Origin of the sequence: Inquilinus ginsengisoli, assembly GCF_050434925.1 — a bacterium.
GTDB classification, from domain to species: domain Bacteria; phylum Pseudomonadota; class Alphaproteobacteria; order DSM-16000; family Inquilinaceae; genus Inquilinus; species Inquilinus ginsengisoli_B.
The window spans coordinates 2,915,843-2,931,362 of the sequence record NZ_JBNDJK010000001.1; the positions used below are offsets into that span (position 1 = coordinate 2,915,843).

18 protein-coding genes and 1 tRNA gene are annotated in these 15,520 nt (G+C 70.1%); 8 read left to right on the top strand and 11 right to left on the bottom strand.

The window, feature by feature from the left end; genetic code table 11:
* Both QFZ27_RS13795 and QFZ27_RS13800 read right to left on the bottom strand, forming a co-directional pair.
* The gene (locus tag QFZ27_RS13795) at nt 1-633 is read right to left on the bottom strand and encodes a LysE family translocator (RefSeq protein ID WP_429226969.1); all 633 of its coding nucleotides are present in this window, start codon (nt 631-633) and stop codon (nt 1-3) included.
* Between the two features lie 115 nt (nt 634-748).
* The gene (locus QFZ27_RS13800; protein ID WP_143956845.1) at nt 749-1,219 is read right to left on the bottom strand and encodes a MerR family transcriptional regulator; all 471 of its coding nucleotides are present in this window, start codon (nt 1,217-1,219) and stop codon (nt 749-751) included.
* Between the two features lie 79 nt (nt 1,220-1,298).
* Between QFZ27_RS13800 and QFZ27_RS13805 the strand changes: the two genes are divergently transcribed.
* From QFZ27_RS13805 to QFZ27_RS13825, 5 genes are all read left to right on the top strand, one after another.
* Nucleotides 1,299-3,647, top strand: coding sequence for a heavy metal translocating P-type ATPase (locus QFZ27_RS13805; RefSeq protein WP_429226970.1), 2,349 nt, complete (start codon nt 1,299-1,301; stop codon nt 3,645-3,647).
* 87 nt (nt 3,648-3,734) lie between these two features.
* The gene (locus QFZ27_RS13810) at nt 3,735-5,267 is read left to right on the top strand and encodes an alkaline phosphatase family protein (RefSeq protein ID WP_429226971.1); all 1,533 of its coding nucleotides are present in this window, start codon (nt 3,735-3,737) and stop codon (nt 5,265-5,267) included.
* Nucleotides 5,264-5,989 (top strand): HAD family hydrolase, encoded by a 726-nt coding sequence (locus tag QFZ27_RS13815; protein WP_429226972.1) that lies wholly within the window; start codon nt 5,264-5,266, stop codon nt 5,987-5,989. The genes QFZ27_RS13810 and QFZ27_RS13815 overlap by 4 nt, the downstream gene beginning before the upstream one ends.
* Nucleotides 5,990-6,075: 86 nt before the next feature.
* Complete coding sequence (locus tag QFZ27_RS13820; protein ID WP_429232451.1) at nt 6,076-6,906, top strand: amidohydrolase family protein; 831 nt, start codon at nt 6,076-6,078, stop codon at nt 6,904-6,906.
* Between the two features lie 29 nt (nt 6,907-6,935).
* Nucleotides 6,936-7,958: an aldo/keto reductase gene (locus tag QFZ27_RS13825; RefSeq protein WP_429226973.1), complete on the top strand. Its 1,023-nt coding sequence runs from the start codon at nt 6,936-6,938 to the stop codon at nt 7,956-7,958.
* Between the two features lies 1 nt (nt 7,959).
* Here the strand turns inward: QFZ27_RS13825 and radC are convergent, their stop codons facing one another.
* Together radC and map are read right to left on the bottom strand one after the other, a co-directional pair.
* Nucleotides 7,960-8,661, bottom strand: a complete 702-nt coding sequence (radC, locus tag QFZ27_RS13830; RefSeq protein ID WP_429226974.1) for a RadC family protein — start codon at nt 8,659-8,661, stop codon at nt 7,960-7,962.
* Nucleotides 8,658-9,470 (bottom strand): type I methionyl aminopeptidase, encoded by an 813-nt coding sequence (gene map / locus QFZ27_RS13835; RefSeq protein WP_429232452.1) that lies wholly within the window; start codon nt 9,468-9,470, stop codon nt 8,658-8,660. The genes radC and map overlap by 4 nt, the downstream gene beginning before the upstream one ends.
* A 214-nt stretch (nt 9,471-9,684) precedes the next feature.
* Between map and QFZ27_RS13840 the strand changes: the two genes are divergently transcribed.
* The 3 genes from QFZ27_RS13840 to QFZ27_RS13850 all read left to right on the top strand — a co-directional run bounded on the left by QFZ27_RS13840 (nt 9,685) and on the right by QFZ27_RS13850 (nt 11,748).
* Nucleotides 9,685-10,599 (top strand): SDR family oxidoreductase, encoded by a 915-nt coding sequence (locus QFZ27_RS13840; RefSeq protein ID WP_429226975.1) that lies wholly within the window; start codon nt 9,685-9,687, stop codon nt 10,597-10,599.
* A 66-nt stretch (nt 10,600-10,665) separates the two neighbouring features.
* The gene (locus QFZ27_RS13845) at nt 10,666-11,430 is read left to right on the top strand and encodes a competence/damage-inducible protein A (RefSeq protein ID WP_429226976.1); all 765 of its coding nucleotides are present in this window, start codon (nt 10,666-10,668) and stop codon (nt 11,428-11,430) included.
* 233 nt (nt 11,431-11,663) lie between these two features.
* Nucleotides 11,664-11,748 (top strand) — tRNA-Leu (locus QFZ27_RS13850).
* Nucleotides 11,749-11,764: 16 nt separating this feature from the next.
* On the opposite strand, the gene QFZ27_RS13855 is transcribed toward QFZ27_RS13850, so the two are convergent.
* The 7 genes from QFZ27_RS13855 to QFZ27_RS13885 form a co-directional block, all read right to left on the bottom strand.
* Nucleotides 11,765-12,097 (bottom strand): four-helix bundle copper-binding protein, encoded by a 333-nt coding sequence (locus tag QFZ27_RS13855; RefSeq protein WP_429226977.1) that lies wholly within the window; start codon nt 12,095-12,097, stop codon nt 11,765-11,767.
* A 45-nt stretch (nt 12,098-12,142) separates the two neighbouring features.
* Complete coding sequence (locus QFZ27_RS13860) at nt 12,143-12,487, bottom strand: hypothetical protein (RefSeq protein WP_429226978.1); 345 nt, start codon at nt 12,485-12,487, stop codon at nt 12,143-12,145.
* Nucleotides 12,488-12,569: 82 nt separating this feature from the next.
* Entirely contained in the window at nt 12,570-12,812 is a 243-nt protein-coding gene (locus QFZ27_RS13865) for a hypothetical protein (protein ID WP_429226979.1), read from the bottom strand.
* Between the two features lie 8 nt (nt 12,813-12,820).
* The gene (locus tag QFZ27_RS13870) at nt 12,821-13,036 is read right to left on the bottom strand and encodes a hypothetical protein (RefSeq protein ID WP_429226980.1); all 216 of its coding nucleotides are present in this window, start codon (nt 13,034-13,036) and stop codon (nt 12,821-12,823) included.
* A gap of 96 nt (nt 13,037-13,132) precedes the next feature.
* Nucleotides 13,133-13,609, bottom strand: coding sequence for a VOC family protein (locus QFZ27_RS13875; RefSeq protein ID WP_429226981.1), 477 nt, complete (start codon nt 13,607-13,609; stop codon nt 13,133-13,135).
* A 106-nt stretch (nt 13,610-13,715) separates the two neighbouring features.
* Entirely contained in the window at nt 13,716-14,597 is an 882-nt protein-coding gene (locus QFZ27_RS13880; protein WP_429226982.1) for a carbohydrate ABC transporter permease, read from the bottom strand.
* A complete protein-coding gene (locus tag QFZ27_RS13885; protein WP_429226983.1) occupies nt 14,594-15,511 on the bottom strand; it encodes a carbohydrate ABC transporter permease in 918 nt (305 codons plus the stop codon). The genes QFZ27_RS13880 and QFZ27_RS13885 overlap by 4 nt, the downstream gene beginning before the upstream one ends.
* Nucleotides 15,512-15,520: the final 9 nt, after the last annotated feature.

Consider the following 15,520-nt stretch of genomic DNA (forward strand, 5'->3'; position numbering starts at 1 on the left):
CTATACCCGTCCCGCGCCCAGGATCAGGCGGATGCCCAGCGCGCCCATGACCGAGCCGGCGGCGCGGTCGAACCAGCGCTTCCAGCGCAGATAGACGGCGCGCGGCCGGTCGGCGGAGAAGACCAGGGCGACGATGGTGTACCAGCCGGCCTCGATGGCGAAGATTGCCGGCAGCAGCACGGCGAAGGTCCAGGCCGGCACCTGCGGCGGCAGGAAGGCGGCGAAGATGCTGCCATAGACGATCGCGGCCTTCGGGTTGCTCAGCTGGGTGACGGCGGCCAGGGTGAAGGACCGGCGGACGCTGCGCGGCCGGCCCTCCGCCGTCTTCGGCACCGCGATCGGCTGCGCCGCGGTGCGCCACAGGGCGACGGCGAGCCACAGCAGATAGAGGCCGCCCAGCACCTTCAGGATCAGGTACAGCCATTCGACCTGGGCCAGGATCGCCTGCAGTCCGAACAGGCCGAGCCCGCCATAAACCACCCCGCCGACGCCCATGCCCAGCGCCGCCGCCAGCCCGTCGCGGCGCGACAGGGCGATCGCGGTGCGGGTGACGAAGACGAAGCTGGGCCCCGGGCTGGCCGCGCCGACCACGATGGCGCCGAGGATGCTGAGCAGCGGGATGGTGATGTCCATGATGTCCTCCCCCGAGGTGTCGCGTGTTGGCTCGCCATGACGGACCGTTCGGTGCCGTCCCGCAAGTGGCCGAGGGCCCGCCGGGCGCCGGAGCGCCCTGCGAATCCCGCAGGCCTCAGGCTGCCGTCTCAATCTCCTCGCCCGCCCCGTGGTCCGGGTGCAGGCAGTGGCCGTGGCTGTGGTCGGCCAGCACCTCGATCACCCGGCAATGGCCGATGGTGCCGTGGCGGCATTGCTCCACCATCCGCTCCAGCTCGACCTTCAGCGCCTCCAGCCGGGCGATGCGGGCCTGCACCGCCACCAGCTGCTCCTGCGCGATCCGGTCGGCGGTGGCGCAGGGCTGGGCCGGGTCGTCGGCCAGGGTCAGCAGCTGGCGGATGGCGTCCAGCGGGAAGCCCAGCTCGCGGCTGTGGCGGATGAAGGCCAGCCGGTCGCTGTGCGCCCGGCCGTAGATCCGCTGGTTGCCCAGGGTCCGCGCCGCCTCCGGCATCAGCCCGATCTGCTCGTAATAGCGGATGGTCTGGACCTTGCAGCCGGTGCGGCGGGCCAGCTCGCCGATCGGCATCGCATCGCCGCGCGCGGACATGAATTTTCCTCTTGAAGCTCTAGTCACTGTAGCTCCCATCTTCCCCTGCGACGGATGTTTCGGCAAGGGAGTGCGTCGCATGGCAGCGGCGATTGACGGGCAGGGCCGGACCCTGCGCTACCGGGTCGACGGCATGGATTGCCCGAGCTGCGTCGGCAAGCTGCAGACCGCACTGGGCCGGATCGAGGGCGTCAGCGGCGTCGAGGTCAGCTTCGCCACCGGCCTGCTGGCTCTCGGTGCGCAGGGGTCTGCCGCCAACGGCCGCGCCGTGGAGGACAAGATCCGCGCCCTCGGCTTCACCCCGACCGCGATCGACGACGCGCCCAAGGCGCCGGTACTGGCCGACGCGACGCCCTGGTGGCGCGAGCGCAAGGCGCAGCTGGTCGGCTTCACCGGTGTCCTGCTGGCGGCGGCCTTCATCGCCTCGCTGATCGTCCCGGCTGAGGCCGAATGGGCCTATCTGGCCGCGGCGCTGATCGGGCTGGTGCCGGTGGCCCGCCGCGCCTTGACCCTGATCCGTTCCGGCTCGCCCTTCAGCATCGAGACGCTGATGGCGGTCGCCGCGATCGGCGCCATCGCCATCGGCGCGGCGTCGGAGGCGGCGGTGGTGGTGTTCCTGTTCGCCGTCGGCGAGCTCTTGGAGACCGTCGCCGCCGGCCGCGCCCGCCAGGGCATCAAGGCGCTGGTCTCACTGGTGCCGCGCACGGCCCAACGTGAAACCAACGGCGTCCTGGCCACCGTCGCGGTCGACGACCTGGCGATCGGCGACATCGTTCTGGTCCGCCCCGGCGACCGGGTGCCGGCTGATGGCGAGATCGTCGACGGCGCGTCGGAGCTGGACGAGGCGCCGATCACCGGTGAATCCGTGCCGGTGGCCAAGGCGGCGGGCGATGCCGTCTATGCCGGCAGCATCAATGCCGGTGGCGTGCTGCGCCTGCGGGTGACGCGGACGGCAGCGGACAACACCATCGCCCGGATCATCCACATGGTCGAGACGGCGCAGTCCAGCAAGGCGCCGACCGCCCGCTTCATCGACCGGTTCAGCGCCTGGTACACCCCGGCGGCGATGGTGGTCGCCGGCCTGGTGATCGCGGTGCCGCCGCTGCTGTTCGGCGGCGACTGGACGGTCTGGACCTATCGCGGCCTGTCGCTGCTGCTGATCGCCTGCCCCTGCGCCCTGGTGCTGTCGACCCCGGCGGCCATCGCCTCCGGCATCGCCGCCGGCACCCGCCGCGGCCTGCTGCTGAAGGGCGGCGCGGCGCTGGAGATGCTGGTCAAGGTCAAATCCGTGGCCTTCGACAAGACCGGCACGCTCACGGTCGGCCGGCCGCAGGTCACCGACATCGTGGCGCTCGTCGGCACCGAGGCCTCGGTGCTGGCCGAGGCCGCCGCGGTCGAGAGCGGCTCCAGCCACCCGCTCGCCCGCGCCATTCTCGAGGCCGCTGCCGCCCGCAGGATCGCCGTGCCGGCCGTCGCCGAGGCCTCGGCCATCGCCGGCAAGGCGGTGCTGGGCCGGGTCGGCGGCGCGCTGCTGGCGGTCGGGTCGCCGCGCTACGCCGCCGGGCGCAGTCCGCTGCCGGCCGGGCTGGCCGACCGGGTCGCGGCGTTGGAGGCCGAGGGCAAGACCGTGGTCGTGCTGCTCGGCGAAGCCGGGCCGCGCGGGCTGATCGCGCTGCGCGACGAGCCGCGCGAGGACGCCGCCGCGGCGGTGGCAGCGCTGCGCCGGGCCGGGGTGCGGCCGGTGATGCTGACCGGCGACAACCGCCGCACCGCCGAGGCCGTGGCCGGCACGCTCGGCATTGCGGTCGAGGCCGAGCTGCTGCCCGACGACAAGCTGGCGGCGATCGGCCGGCTGAAGGCCGAAGGGCCGGTGGCGATGGTCGGCGACGGCATCAACGATGCGCCGGCGCTGGCCGCCGCCTCGGTCGGCATCGCCATGGGCGGCGGCACCGACGTGGCGCTGGAGACGGCGGACGCGGCGCTGCTGAACAACCGCGTCACCGGCGTGGCCGAGCTGATCAGCCTGTCCCGCGCCACCCTCGCCAACATCCACCAGAACATCGCCGTCGCCCTCGGCCTCAAGGGGCTGTTCCTGGCCACCACGCTGTTCGGCGCCACCTCGCTGTGGATGGCGATCCTGGCCGACACCGGCGCGACCGTGCTGGTGACACTGAACGCGCTGCGGCTGCTGCGCCTGCTCCCCGCGGTGCGGCCGGCGGCTGCGGCAGGCCATGCCCCCGGGTACGATCATGGCCATGCTCACGACCACGGTCATGACCATGCCGGGCATCAGGCGGAGGCCGACGATTGCTGCGCCCATGGCGCCTGCGGGTCGCAGCCCGCGAGCATCGCCTGCGGGGCGTGCCGGGCGCCGAACCAGGCCTCGGCCCATTTCTGCAGCCAATGCGGGCAGGCGATGGCGGCGTGAGGCGCCCGCCGCGCCGGGCCTTCATTCCCATGTCGCGCCGTCTGCCGTTGCGCTATCAGCAGGGAGCGCATTCGGGAGTCCTCGGGCTTGGCCAACGTCCTGTTCATCACCGCCGACCAGTGGCGGGGCGACACCCTGTCGGCTGTCGGGCACCCCTGTATCCGCACCCCGGCGCTGGACGCGCTGGCGGAAGAGGGCACGCTGTTCCGGCGCCACCATACCGTGGCCTATCCCTGCGGCCCGTCGCGCGCCTCGCTGCTGACCGGCCTCTACCCCCACACCCATCGCAGCGTGCGCAACGGCACGCCGCTCGACGCCCGCCACGGCAACCTGGCGCTCGAGGTGCGGCGCGGCGGCTGGGAGCCGTTGCTGTTCGGCTACACCGACACCTCGCTCGACCCGCGCGGCCGGGCGCCGGACGACCCGGCCCGCCACAGTTATGAAGGCGTGGCGCCGGGCTTCACCCCGGTGTTGAATTTGTCCGAATCCAGCCGCGCCTGGATCGCCGACCTGATCGCCAAGGGCTATGACGTGCCGGCGCCCGGGGAGGGGCGGGACCCGCTCTACGATCCCGATCCCGCGGCCGAGGCGGCGCCGGGCGGCTTCGGTCCGACCCGGATCCGGGCAGAGGACAGCGAGACCGCCTTCATGACCGACCAGCTGCTGCGCCACCTGGCGGTGCTGCAGGGCAAGCCCTGGTTCGTGCACCTGACCTATATCTGCCCGCACCCGCCCTTTGCCGCCCCGGCGCCCTGGCACCTGGCCTATGACCCGGCCGCGACACCGGCGCCGCTGCGCGGCCCGTCCGCCGCAGCCGAGGGGGCGCAGCATCCGCTGCTGGCCGGGCTGCACCGGGCAGTGCCGCTCGACAAGTTCCTGAACCACGCCGAAGGGCCGGCGTCGGCGCTCGACACCGCCGGCGTCGCCGCGGTCCGCGCCGCGTACTGCGGCCTGGCGTCGGAGGTCGACCACCATCTCGGCCGGGTCTTCGACTTCCTGAAGGCCAGCGGCCAATGGGACGACACGCTGATCGTCTTCACCTCCGACCATGGCGAACAGCTCGGCGACCACTATCTGTTCGGCAAGCTCGGCTATTTCGACCAGTCGGCCCATATCCCGCTGATCATCCGTGACCCGCGCCCCGAGGCGGATGCCGGCCGCGGCCGCCAGGTCGACGACTTCACCGAATCGGTCGACATTATGCCGACCATCCTCGGCTGGCTCGGCCTGCCCGTGCCGCGGCACTGCGACGGCCGCTCGCTGCTGCCCTTCTGCCGGGGCGAGCGGCCGCGGGATTGGCGCGACGCGGCGCATTGGTTCTACGATTTCGGCAATGTCCGCGAGCGCCTCGGCGAGGCCCGGCTGCATGCCGATGAGTGCGGCGTCCAGGTGATCCGCGACGCCCGCCGCAAATACGTGCACTGCACCGCTCTGCCGCCGCTGTTCTTCGACCTGGAGGGCGACCCCGGCGAGTTCGAGGACCGCAGCGGCGACCCGGCCTATGCCGGCGAGATGCTGGCCTATGCCCAGAAGCTGCTGTCCTGGCGCATGCGGCACGAGGACCGGACACTGAGCCACATCACGCTCGAAGGCGGCTATTTCGAGGAAGATGCGCGATGAGCCCGGCCGATATCCGCGGCATCCTGTTCGACAAGGACGGCACGCTGATCGACTATCACGCGACCTGGCTGCCGCTGAACCGCGAGGCCGCGCTGTTCGCGGCGGCCGGCGACCCGGATTTGGCGCTGCGGCTGCTCGAGGTCGGCGGCGCCGACCCGCACACCGGCGCCGTCCGCGCCGACAGCCTGTTTGCCGCCGGGGCGACGCCGGAGATCGCCGCCGCCTGGATCGCCGCCGGTAGCCCCTACGATCTCGACCTGCTGGTGCCGGAGATGGACCGCATCTTCCAGGGGGCGGCCGCCACGGTGATCCAGCCGACCGTCGCCGACCCGGCCGGGCTGTTCCGCCGGCTGCGCGGCCGCGGGCTGAAGCTGGGCATCGCCTCCAGCGACGGCGAGGCTGCGATCCGCGCCACCCTGGCGCTGTTCGATCTGCTCGACCTGGTCGATTTCATCGCCGGCTATGACAGCGGCCACGGCCACAAGCCGAATCCGGGCATGGTCTACGGCTTCTGCGACGCCACCGGCCTACCGCCCGGCGCCGTGCTGATGGTCGGCGACAACCGCCACGACATGGCGATGGGCCGCGCGGCCGGAGTCGGCCTCTGCGTCGGCGTGCTCAGCGGCACCGGCACGGTGCAGACCCTGGCCGGGCTCGCCGATCTGTGCCTGCCGGATGTCGGCGGGTTGGAGGATCTTCTCGACCGATTGCAAAGCGCCTGATGGGCATCGCCGGCTTTTTAGACTAAAGTCCTGGAAACATAAGATGTCGCTGGTGGTGGAGGTTTCACGTGCCCGGTTTTCCGATCGTGGACAGCCACGTCCATATTTATGATCCGGATATATTGTCGTATCCGTGGATGGATCAGGCGCCGAGCCTGAAGTCGCGCCACCTGCCGGACGTGTATGACCGGCAGCGCGACGGGGTGGCGATCGACCGCTATGTCTTCGTCGAGGTCGATGTCGCCCCGGTGCAGCGGGTCGAGGAGGCGCGCTGGGTCGGTGCCCTCGCCGATCCCCGGCTCGGCGCGATCGTCGCCGCGGCGGCGATCGAGGACGGCCAGGCGGTGCGGACCGAGCTCGACGCCCTGCACGCCGCCACCCCGAAGCTGCGCGGCATCCGCCGGCTGATCCAGGGCGAGGCGGTGGATTTCTGCATCCGGCCCGGCTTCGTCGAAGGCGTGCAGCTTCTGTCCGAATACGACCTGTCCTTCGACCTCTGCATCTTCCATCCGCAGTTCGACGCCGCGCTCGAGCTGGTGCGCCGCTGCCCGGAGATCCGCTTCGTCCTCGACCATATCGGCAAGCCGGGGATCCGCGAGGGGATCGACCAGCCCTGGCGCGACCAGATGCGGGCCCTGGCGGCGCTGCCGAACGTCTGGTGCAAGCTGTCGGGGGTGGTCACCGAAGCCGATCACAAGGGCTGGACCCGGGACCAGATCGAGCCGTACATATGTCATACGATTGACTGCTTCGGCTTCGACCGCACCATGTTCGGCAGCGATTGGCCCGTCTGCGAGCTGGCCGCCAGCTATCGCCGCTGGGTCGACACGCTGGACGCCATCCTCGCGGATTCGTCGGAGGCGCAGCTGCGGCAGCTCTATCGCGACACCGCCACTGCCTTCTACCGGCTCGACTGAGCCCAAAGACGATCAGAGAGGAACGGCCCATGGACCCGATCGCGACGCGCCCGCTGGGCAAGAGCGGCGTTCCCGTCACCCAGCTCGGCTTCGGCGGCGCGCCGCTCGGCGACCTCTATCAGAGGCTGCCCGATGCGCAGGCGATCCAGACCATGGCCAAGGCGCTGGAGCTGGGCGTCACCCTGGTCGACACCTCGCCGTTCTACGGCTACGGCCTGTCCGAGCACCGCTTCGGCCAGGCGCTGCGGCCGCGGCCGCGCGACAGCTATGTGCTGTCGACCAAGGTCGGACGCGTTTTCGTGCCGCCGGGGCGCGGCGGGGTCGACCGCGGCACCTGGGCCGGCGGGCTCGAGTTCAACCCGGTGTTCGACTACAGCTATGACGGCGCCATGCGCTCCTTCGAGCAGAGCCTGATGCGCCTCGGCATCTCCTCGATCGACATCCTCCTGATCCACGACGTCGACATCTGGACCCACGGCTCGCGCGAGGCCTATGAGCAGCGCCTGCAGGAGGCCCTGGCCGGGGCCTACAAGGCGCTGTTCAAGCTGCGCGAGGAGGGCGTGGTCAAGGCGATCGGCGTCGGCGTCAACGAGGTCGAATCCTGCATGCGCTTCGCCGAGGGCGGCGATTTCGACTGCTTTCTGCTGGCCGGGCGCTACACCCTGCTGGAGCAGACCGCGCTCGACGACTTCCTGCCGCTGTGCCAGCGCCGCAACATCGGCATCATGCTGGGCGGCCCGTACAATTCCGGCATCCTGGCGACCGGCGCCGTGCCCGGTGCCCGCTACAACTACACGGAGGCGCCGCCGGAGATCCTGGAGCGGGTCAGCCGGATCGAGGCGGTGTGCCGCCGCCACGGCGTGCCCCTGCCGGCCGCGGCGATCCAGTTCCCGCTGGCCCATCCGGTGGTCGCCTCGATGATCCCGGGCGCGGTCAAGCCGGACGAGGTGGAGCGCAACCACGCCCTGATCGCGACCCCGATCCCGGCCGAGTTCTGGGCCGGGCTGAAGCGCGAAGGCCTGGTGCGGGAGGATGCGCCGGTTCCGGGCTGAATCAGAGCAGCCCCAGGCTCCTGAAGCTGGAATGGCCCCTGCGGCCGACGATGACGTGGTCGTGCAGGGTCACCCCGACCGTCTCCAGCGCCCGCGCCACCGCCTTGGTCATCTCGATGTCGGCGCGCGATGGGGTCGGGTCGCCGGAGGGATGGTTGTGGACCAAGATCAACGCGCTGGCGCCGAGCTCCAACGCTCGGCGCGCCACCTCGCGCGGGTAGACCGGCGCTTGGTCGACGGTGCCCTGGGCCGATGCATCGTCCGCCAGCAGCGCGTTCTTGCGGTCGAGATAGAGAATCCGCACCTGCTCGGTGCCGCCGAACTTCATGGCGACGCCGAGATAGTCCAGCAGCGCCTGCCAGGAGCCGAGCACGGGGCGGTCGGTCACCTGTTCCTTCAGCAGCCGCTCGGCTGCGGCCTGCACCACCTTCAGCAGGGCGACGCTGATGTCGCTCAGGCCGCCGCGCTGGGCCAACTGGGTCGGCGTCGCCGCCAGCACCGCGCCCAGGCTGCCGAAGGTGGCGATCAACTGCTTGGCGAGCGGCTTGGTGTCGCGCCGCGGAATCGCCGAGAACAGCAGCAGCTCAAGGATCTCATGATCGGCCAGCGCCGCCGCGCCGGCGGTGAGGAAGCGCTGCCGCAGCCGGTCGCGATGGCCGCTGTAGTGGGGAACCGGGTCCGTCGCGTCCGGCGCCTCGGTCACGGCACCGGATATGGCGGCTGAGTGTGGCCGGCGGGGGACAGGGTGAAGATCTCGACCCCGTCCCGGGTGACGCCGACCGTGTGCTCGAACTGGGCCGACAGGCTGCGGTCGCGGGTCACCGCGGTCCAGCCGTCCGACAGGATCTTCACCGCCCAATGGCCGGCATTGATCATCGGCTCGATGGTGAAGATCATGCCCTCGCGCAGCGCCAGCCCGTCACCGCGCCGGCCGTAATGCAGGATGCTGGGCGGGGCGTGGAACACCTTGCCGACGCCATGGCCGCAGAAGTCGCGCACCACCGAGAAGCGATGGCCCTCGGCATAGCTCTGGATGGCGTGGCCGATATCCCCCAGCGTGGCGCCGGGCTTGACCGCGGCGATGCCGCGCATCATCGACTCATAGGTCACCTCGATCAGCCGCTTGGCCTTGACCGCGACCTTGTCGCCGGCGACGTACATCCGGCTGCTGTCGCCATACCAGCCGTCCAGGATCGGGGTGACGTCGATGTTCAGGATGTCGCCGTTCTCCAGCGTCCGGTCGCCCGGGATGCCGTGGCAGACGACATGGTTCAGCGAGATGCAGCTCGATTTCGGATAGCCGCGATAGCCCAGCGTCGCCGGCACCGCGCCATGGTCGCGCATGAAGCCGTCGCACAGCCGGTCCAGCTCGTCGGTGGTCACGCCGGGCTTCACATGCGGGGCGATGAAGTCGAGGGTCTCGGCCGCCAGCCGGCCGGCACGCCGCATCGCCGCGAACTCGGCCTCGCCATGCAGGGGGATGTGGCCTTCCTCGCGGGTCTGGGGTTCCACCTCGGTCACGCTTTCTATCCTGTCTCGCATCATCCTTAGCCTATACCACCGCCGCCGCGCGGTCGCCACCCGGCGGGATATGGGGGCGACTCGGCCGGGCGCCAGGGCCGGCGCCGCAGGACCGGCATGCAGTCCGCCGTGGTGCCACGGCGGCTTGACTCTCGTTTGTAACCGAACGATCATTTATAAATTCGGCAAGCCGATGGAGGAGACGATGCCGCTGCCGGCGGACGGAAAGGTCGCCCTGGTCGCGGGCGCAACCCGCGGGTGCGGGCGGGGAATCGCGGTGGAGCTGGGGGCGGCCGGCGCCACCGTCTACGTCACCGGGCGCAGCATCCGCGGCCAGCCTTCGGAGTACCGGCGGCCGGAGACGATCGAGGAGACGGCGGAGCTGGTCTCGGCCGCCGGCGGCCGCGGCATCGCCGTGCAGACCGACCATCTGGTGCCGGAGCAGGTCGAGCGCCTGGTCGCCCGCATCGCCGACGAGCAGGGGCGGCTCGACATCCTGGTCAACGACGTTTGGGGCGGCGAGACATTGTTCGAGTGGAACAAGCCGGTGTGGGAACACGATCTGCAGAACGGGCTGCGCCTGCTGCAGCTCGGCGTGCACACCCATCTGATCACCGCGCATCATGCCCTGCCGCTCATGATCCGGCGCCCGGGCGGCCTGCTGGTCGAGGTCACCGACGGCACGGCCGAGTACAATGCCGACCACTATCGGTTGTCGCCCTTCTACGACCTCGCCAAGGTGTCGGTGAACCGGATGGGCTGGTCCCATGCTAAGGACCTGGCGCCGCACGGCGCCACCTCGGTGTCGCTGACGCCCGGCTGGATGCGGTCGGAGATGATGCTGGAAGCCTATCAGGTCAGCGAGGAGAACTGGCGGGACGCGACGAAGATCCAGCCGCATTTCATCATCTCGGAAACGCCGCGCTTCACCGGCCGCGCCGTGGCGGCGCTGGCGGCCGACCCGGACCGGGCGCGGTGGAACGGCCAGTCCCTGTCCAGCGGCCAGTTGGCGCGGGTCTACGGCTTCACCGACCTCGACGGCTCGCAGCCCGACGCGTGGCGCTATGTGCCGGAGGTGCAGGATGCGGGCAAGCCGGCCGACGCCACCGGCTATCGCTAGCATTTTCAGCCTGTCTCGCGGCCCGTCCGGGCGATAGCATCGCCCGACTCAGCCCAGGGCAGGACCATGACCGAGACGCGCATCGTGACCGCCGCCGTTCTGGTGATCGGCGACGAGATCCTTTCCGGCCGCACCAAGGACGCCAATATGGGCTTCCTGGCCGAGCGGCTGACCGAACTCGGCATCCGCCTGAGCGAGGCGCGGGTGGTGCCGGACGTGCCGGAGGAGATCGTGGCGGCGGTCAACGCGCTCAGGGCGCGTTACGACCATGTCTTCACCACCGGCGGCATCGGGCCGACGCATGACGACATCACCGCCGAATGCATCGCCCGCGCCTTCGGCGTGCCCCTGCTGCGCCACCCGGACGCGGTGCGGCGGCTGGAGGCGCATTATGAGGCCGGCCAGCTGAACGAGGCGCGGCTGCGCATGGCCAATGTGCCGGAGGGCGGCACGCTGATCGACAACCCGGTCAGCGCCGCGCCCGGCTTCCGCATCGGCAATGTCTACGTCATGGCCGGAGTGCCGCGGATCATGCAGGCGATGTTCGACGGCATCGCCCCGACGCTCGCCGGTGGCGACAAGGTGCTCAGCCGCACCGTCACCTGCGACCTGGGCGAGGGGGTGATCGCCGCCGGGCTCGGCGCCATCGCCGCTGTCTATCCGGAGCTGTCGGTCGGCAGCTACCCGTATTTCCGCGCCGGCAAGTTCGGCACCAGCCTGGTGCTGCGCGGCACCGATGCCGAAAAGCTGTCCTCCGCCACCGAGGCTGTGCGTTCCCTGGTGGTCTCGCTCGGCGGCACCGCCGGCCCAGAGCCGGAGAAGAGCGAGTAGGCCAAGCCGATGAGGAGCGCGATGCCGAGCCAGGCGGCGAGATAGAGCAGGCCGCGACCGTCCCAGCCGCGGCGCAGCACGGCCGGCGCCACCAGGATCAGCGCGGCGACCAGCCAGATCAGGTGGATCCATTGGAAATCGCTCATGCCCCGGACAATGGGGAGCGATCCGCCCGCCGGCAAGCCGCATTCGGCTTGCGCGGCGGGCGGGGGCGCGCCATAGACGGACCCCGTGCGGACGTGGTGGAACCGGTAGACACAGCAGACTTAAAATCTGCGTCCTTCGGGAGTGCGGGTTCGAGTCCCGCCGTCCGCACCAGACACGAATCCAGCCATCAGGCCGCCATGGCGTGGCAGGATTCGGCGCAGCGCCGGCAGGCGTCGACGCAGTCCTGCATGTCGCCGATGCGCTCGCAATCCGCGGCGCAGGCGTCGCAGATCTCGGCGCAGGCGGCGCAGACGCGCCGGTGGTGCTCGGTGCCGATCAGCATGATCTCGGCCGCGCTGCGGCAGATCTCGGCGCAGGCCATCATCAGCCGGAAGTGCTTCGGCTCGACATGCTGTCCGCCTGCCTCGAGGCAATGCGACATCGCGGTCGACAGGCAGGTCTGGTGGCAGCGGGTGCATTCGTCGATGCACGCCCGGATCTCCGCGGAAAGGTGCTGCATGGAATCGCTCCGTGACGGGTGATTGTTGGGTGATTGGAGGAGCGATCAGGGACGTGGAGGCGGGCTGGGGCCGCTGAGCTCGATGCCGGTCTCCGACGTGTCGGCGGAATGGATCGCGCCGGTGGGCATCAGGTCCGGCGGCGGCACGGACGCATCGTCGGCGGCCAGAGCCGGGACGCACAGCGTGCCGCAGCAGGATGACGAATGGGCGCTGCTGCCGTGATGGCCGGAGGCGGCCGGGCGCTGGGCGCTGGCCGCTGCCAGGCAGGCACCGTCGTCGTGCGGGGCATCCGAGGCCAGCGCCGCCAATGGCCCCATGCCAAAAGCCAGCGCCGCAACCAGCGACAGGGCGGTGAGCAGGCGGTGCAGCAGGAGTCCGGAACGCCTCATGGCGGCCTCGCTTCGCGGATTCCCCTGTTCAACGGGGCGAGCGGGCGATCGGTTCAGTCCTGAGCGAGTTGACTGATGCCGATCAATCCCGCCGCGCCGCCTGCAGCTCGATCCGGCAGGCGGTCTCCGAGCCGCATCCGGTGCACCGCAGCGCCATCTCGATCCGGAACAGCCGGGCATCACCGCCGAAGCGCTGCACCAGCCGCCGCCGGTCCAACTCCCGCCGCCGGTGGCACTTCCCGCACTTCGCCACGATGCCCGTGCCGGCCGAGATGTCGGACAGGCGCAGGCCAATCTCCCAGTTGTTCTGTACGCGATCCCGCACCTGGGCCGTCAGCGGTCTTTTCCCGCGTCCCCGAAGACACGGCGTTCGGCCGTGTCGAGGCCCGCCCGCAGCAGCGCGTCGGTCTCATCGTCGCCCAGGCCGAGCTCCTGCGCGCCCCAGATCACCTCCTCGCGCCGGGCCCGGATCGCGTCGGTGATGCGGTGCGGCCCGGGCCGAAGCGCAGCCCGGATGTCCTCGCTGAACGGACCCCTGCGATGCTTCATGGCGACCTCCGGGCTGATCCAATGTTCGCTAAATGTTCTATACCTTCGGGCGAAAGGGAGTCGAGTCGATTTCGTCCGCATGCCCGACGCCGGGGGTCAGCCCTGCTCGACCTGCAGCGCCCGCCACTCCGACAGGCCCATCCAGGGCAGGTCGGGCCGGGAGCGGCCTGGCAGCATCGCCAGGAATTCCAGCGAATGCCCGTCCGGATCCTGGAAATAGACGCTGGCGGCCGGCATCCAGGTCAGCACCACCGGCTCGCGGATCTCCGGGCCGTTGCCGGCGCGGCGCGGCGTCAGCCCGGCGGCGCGCAGGCTGGCGACCGAGGCCTCGACATCCGGCAGGTCGACCGAAAAGGCGATGTGCAGCCGCATCGACATCGGCGCGCTGTGGATCGACCACAGCCCCAGCATCGCCGTCTCCGGCCTCGGCACCCAGAAGAACGCCACATGGCGCTCCGGGATGGTGTGGGCCAGCGGCAGCCCCAGCACATCCCGGTAGAAGCGGATCGAACGGTCCAGGTCGCTGACCGTCAGATGCGTCTCGTACAGTCCCTTGATCGGCACCACCGCCACCGGATCCTCCCTTGTCCGCAATGCCGGCCGATCATTCCCGGCGGCCGGGCAGGGGGCAAATGGGAGGAATTCATCGGCGCATGACCCGGGCTCATCCGGGCCTGGATCAGGTCTTCACCCCGCCCGACGCCAGCCCGCCCTGCCACCAGCGCTGCATGAACAGGAAGGCGGCGATCACCGGCAGGATGCTGACCAGCGCCCCGGCCATGACGATGGTGAACAGCACGGTGCCGCCGCTGCCGGACGTGGCCGAGGCGTACCATTGCGACAGGCCGACGGTGATCGGGAAGTATTCCGACGAGTTCAGCATCACCAGCGGCAGGAAGTAGTTGTTCCAGGTCGACACGAAGGCCAGGATCAGCACCGTGGCGAAGCCCGGCATCAGCAGCCGGAAGGCGATCTTGCCGAAGATGTGCAGCTCGCCCGCGCCATCGACGCGGCCGGCCTCGATCAACTCGTTCGACACCGCGTCCTGGATGTAGACGCACATCAGGAACACGCCCGGCGGGAACACCATCGACGGCAGGATGATCGCGATCGGCGTGTTGACCAGCCCGATCTTCGACAGCATCAGAAACAGCGGCACCGACAGCGCCGTCTGCGGGATCATCACCGCGCCCAGCACCAGGGCGAAGAACAGGTTCTTGCCCCGGAATTGGAATTTGGCGAAGGCATAGCCGGCGCAGGTGGCCAGCAGGGCGGCGCCGAGGCCGGAGATCGCGGCGTAGAGGAAGGTGTTCAGGAGCCAGCGCGCGAAGGCCCCGTCCTGGTAGGTGAACAGCCCGTGCAGATTCTCCCACAGATTGAAGTCGCCGGCGAACCACAGGCCGAAGGTGCCGAACAGATCGGCATTGGTCTTGGTCGCCGAGACGATGACGTAGAGCAGCGGGATGAAGGTGTAGACGAAGTAGATCCCCAGCACCGCGGTCAGCAGCCAGCGCTGGCGGCGGAAGCCGGCGGAGCGGACGGTGCGCGCGGCGATCGTCACCGGCGCCCCCTGCGGTTGGTCAGCAGCATGAAGCCGTAGGACGCCACCGCCACCACCGCGCCCAGGACGAAGGAGATCGCCGCCGAGTAGTTGTACTGCTGCGAGATGAAGGCCAGGGTGTAGGCGTAGTAGTTCGGCGTGTAATGGCTGTTGATCTGGCTCGGCGCCAGGTTGCGCATCAGATAGGGTTCGGTGAACAGCTGCAGCGTGCCGATGATCGAGAAGATCACCGTGACGATGATGGTGGGCACGATCAGGGGCAGCTTGATCCGGAGGGAATGCTGCAGCGCCGTGGCGCCGTCGATCGCCGACGCCTCCTCCAGGTCCCGCGGCACCGCCTGCAGCGCCGCGTAGTAGATGATCATGTTGTAGCCCATGTACTCCCACACCGCGATGTTGGCGAGGGAGGGGAGCAGGCCGCCGCCGGACAGGAAGTCGACCTTGCCGAAGCCCATCGCCTCGGACAGCTGGCTGAACGGGCCGAAGGCCGGGCCGTAGAGATAGCCCCACAGCAGCGTCGCGATCACCGCCGGCACCGCATAGGGGATGAAGAAGGCGACGCGGAAGAAGCCGCGGGCGAACACCAGGCCGCTGTCGAGGATCAGCGCGAACAGCAGCGCCAGCCCCAGCATCACCGGGATCTGCATCAGGCCGAACTGCAGCAGCAGGCCGACGCCGTCCCAGAAGTTCTTGTCGTGGATGGCGCGGACATAGTTGTCGAGCCCGACGAAGCGGGCGCCGCCGACCAGCGTCTCCCGGAACAGGCTCATCTGGAAGGCATAGAGCAGCGGCGCAATCAGGAAACCCGCGAACAGCAGCAGGAACGGCGCCAGGAAGACGTAGGGCGCCAGCTTGCGGCCGACCAGGATTCGGGCCCGGCCTGCAGCAGGGACATCGGCGGGCGCCGCCGTCACGGCGGGCCC

What these genes read in the sequence shown, in the direction of transcription:
- QFZ27_RS13855 (WP_429226977.1), bottom strand. Translation starts at nt 12,097, where the DNA reads ATGCAGCACCTTTCCGCGGAGATCCGGGCGTGCATCGACGAATGCACC.
- QFZ27_RS13800 (WP_143956845.1), bottom strand. Translation starts at nt 1,219, where the DNA reads ATGTCCGCGCGCGGCGATGCGATGCCGATCGGCGAGCTGGCCCGCCGC.
- QFZ27_RS13840 (WP_429226975.1), top strand. Translation starts at nt 9,685, where the DNA reads ATGCCGCTGCCGGCGGACGGAAAGGTCGCCCTGGTCGCGGGCGCAACC.
- QFZ27_RS13805 (WP_429226970.1), top strand. Translation starts at nt 1,299, where the DNA reads ATGGCAGCGGCGATTGACGGGCAGGGCCGGACCCTGCGCTACCGGGTC.
- QFZ27_RS13860 (WP_429226978.1), bottom strand. Translation starts at nt 12,487, where the DNA reads ATGAGGCGTTCCGGACTCCTGCTGCACCGCCTGCTCACCGCCCTGTCG.
- QFZ27_RS13825 (WP_429226973.1), top strand. Translation starts at nt 6,936, where the DNA reads ATGGACCCGATCGCGACGCGCCCGCTGGGCAAGAGCGGCGTTCCCGTC.
- QFZ27_RS13795 (WP_429226969.1), bottom strand. Translation starts at nt 633, where the DNA reads ATGGACATCACCATCCCGCTGCTCAGCATCCTCGGCGCCATCGTGGTC.
- QFZ27_RS13815 (WP_429226972.1), top strand. Translation starts at nt 5,264, where the DNA reads ATGAGCCCGGCCGATATCCGCGGCATCCTGTTCGACAAGGACGGCACG.
- QFZ27_RS13870 (WP_429226980.1), bottom strand. Translation starts at nt 13,036, where the DNA reads ATGAAGCATCGCAGGGGTCCGTTCAGCGAGGACATCCGGGCTGCGCTT.
- QFZ27_RS13845 (WP_429226976.1), top strand. Translation starts at nt 10,666, where the DNA reads ATGACCGAGACGCGCATCGTGACCGCCGCCGTTCTGGTGATCGGCGAC.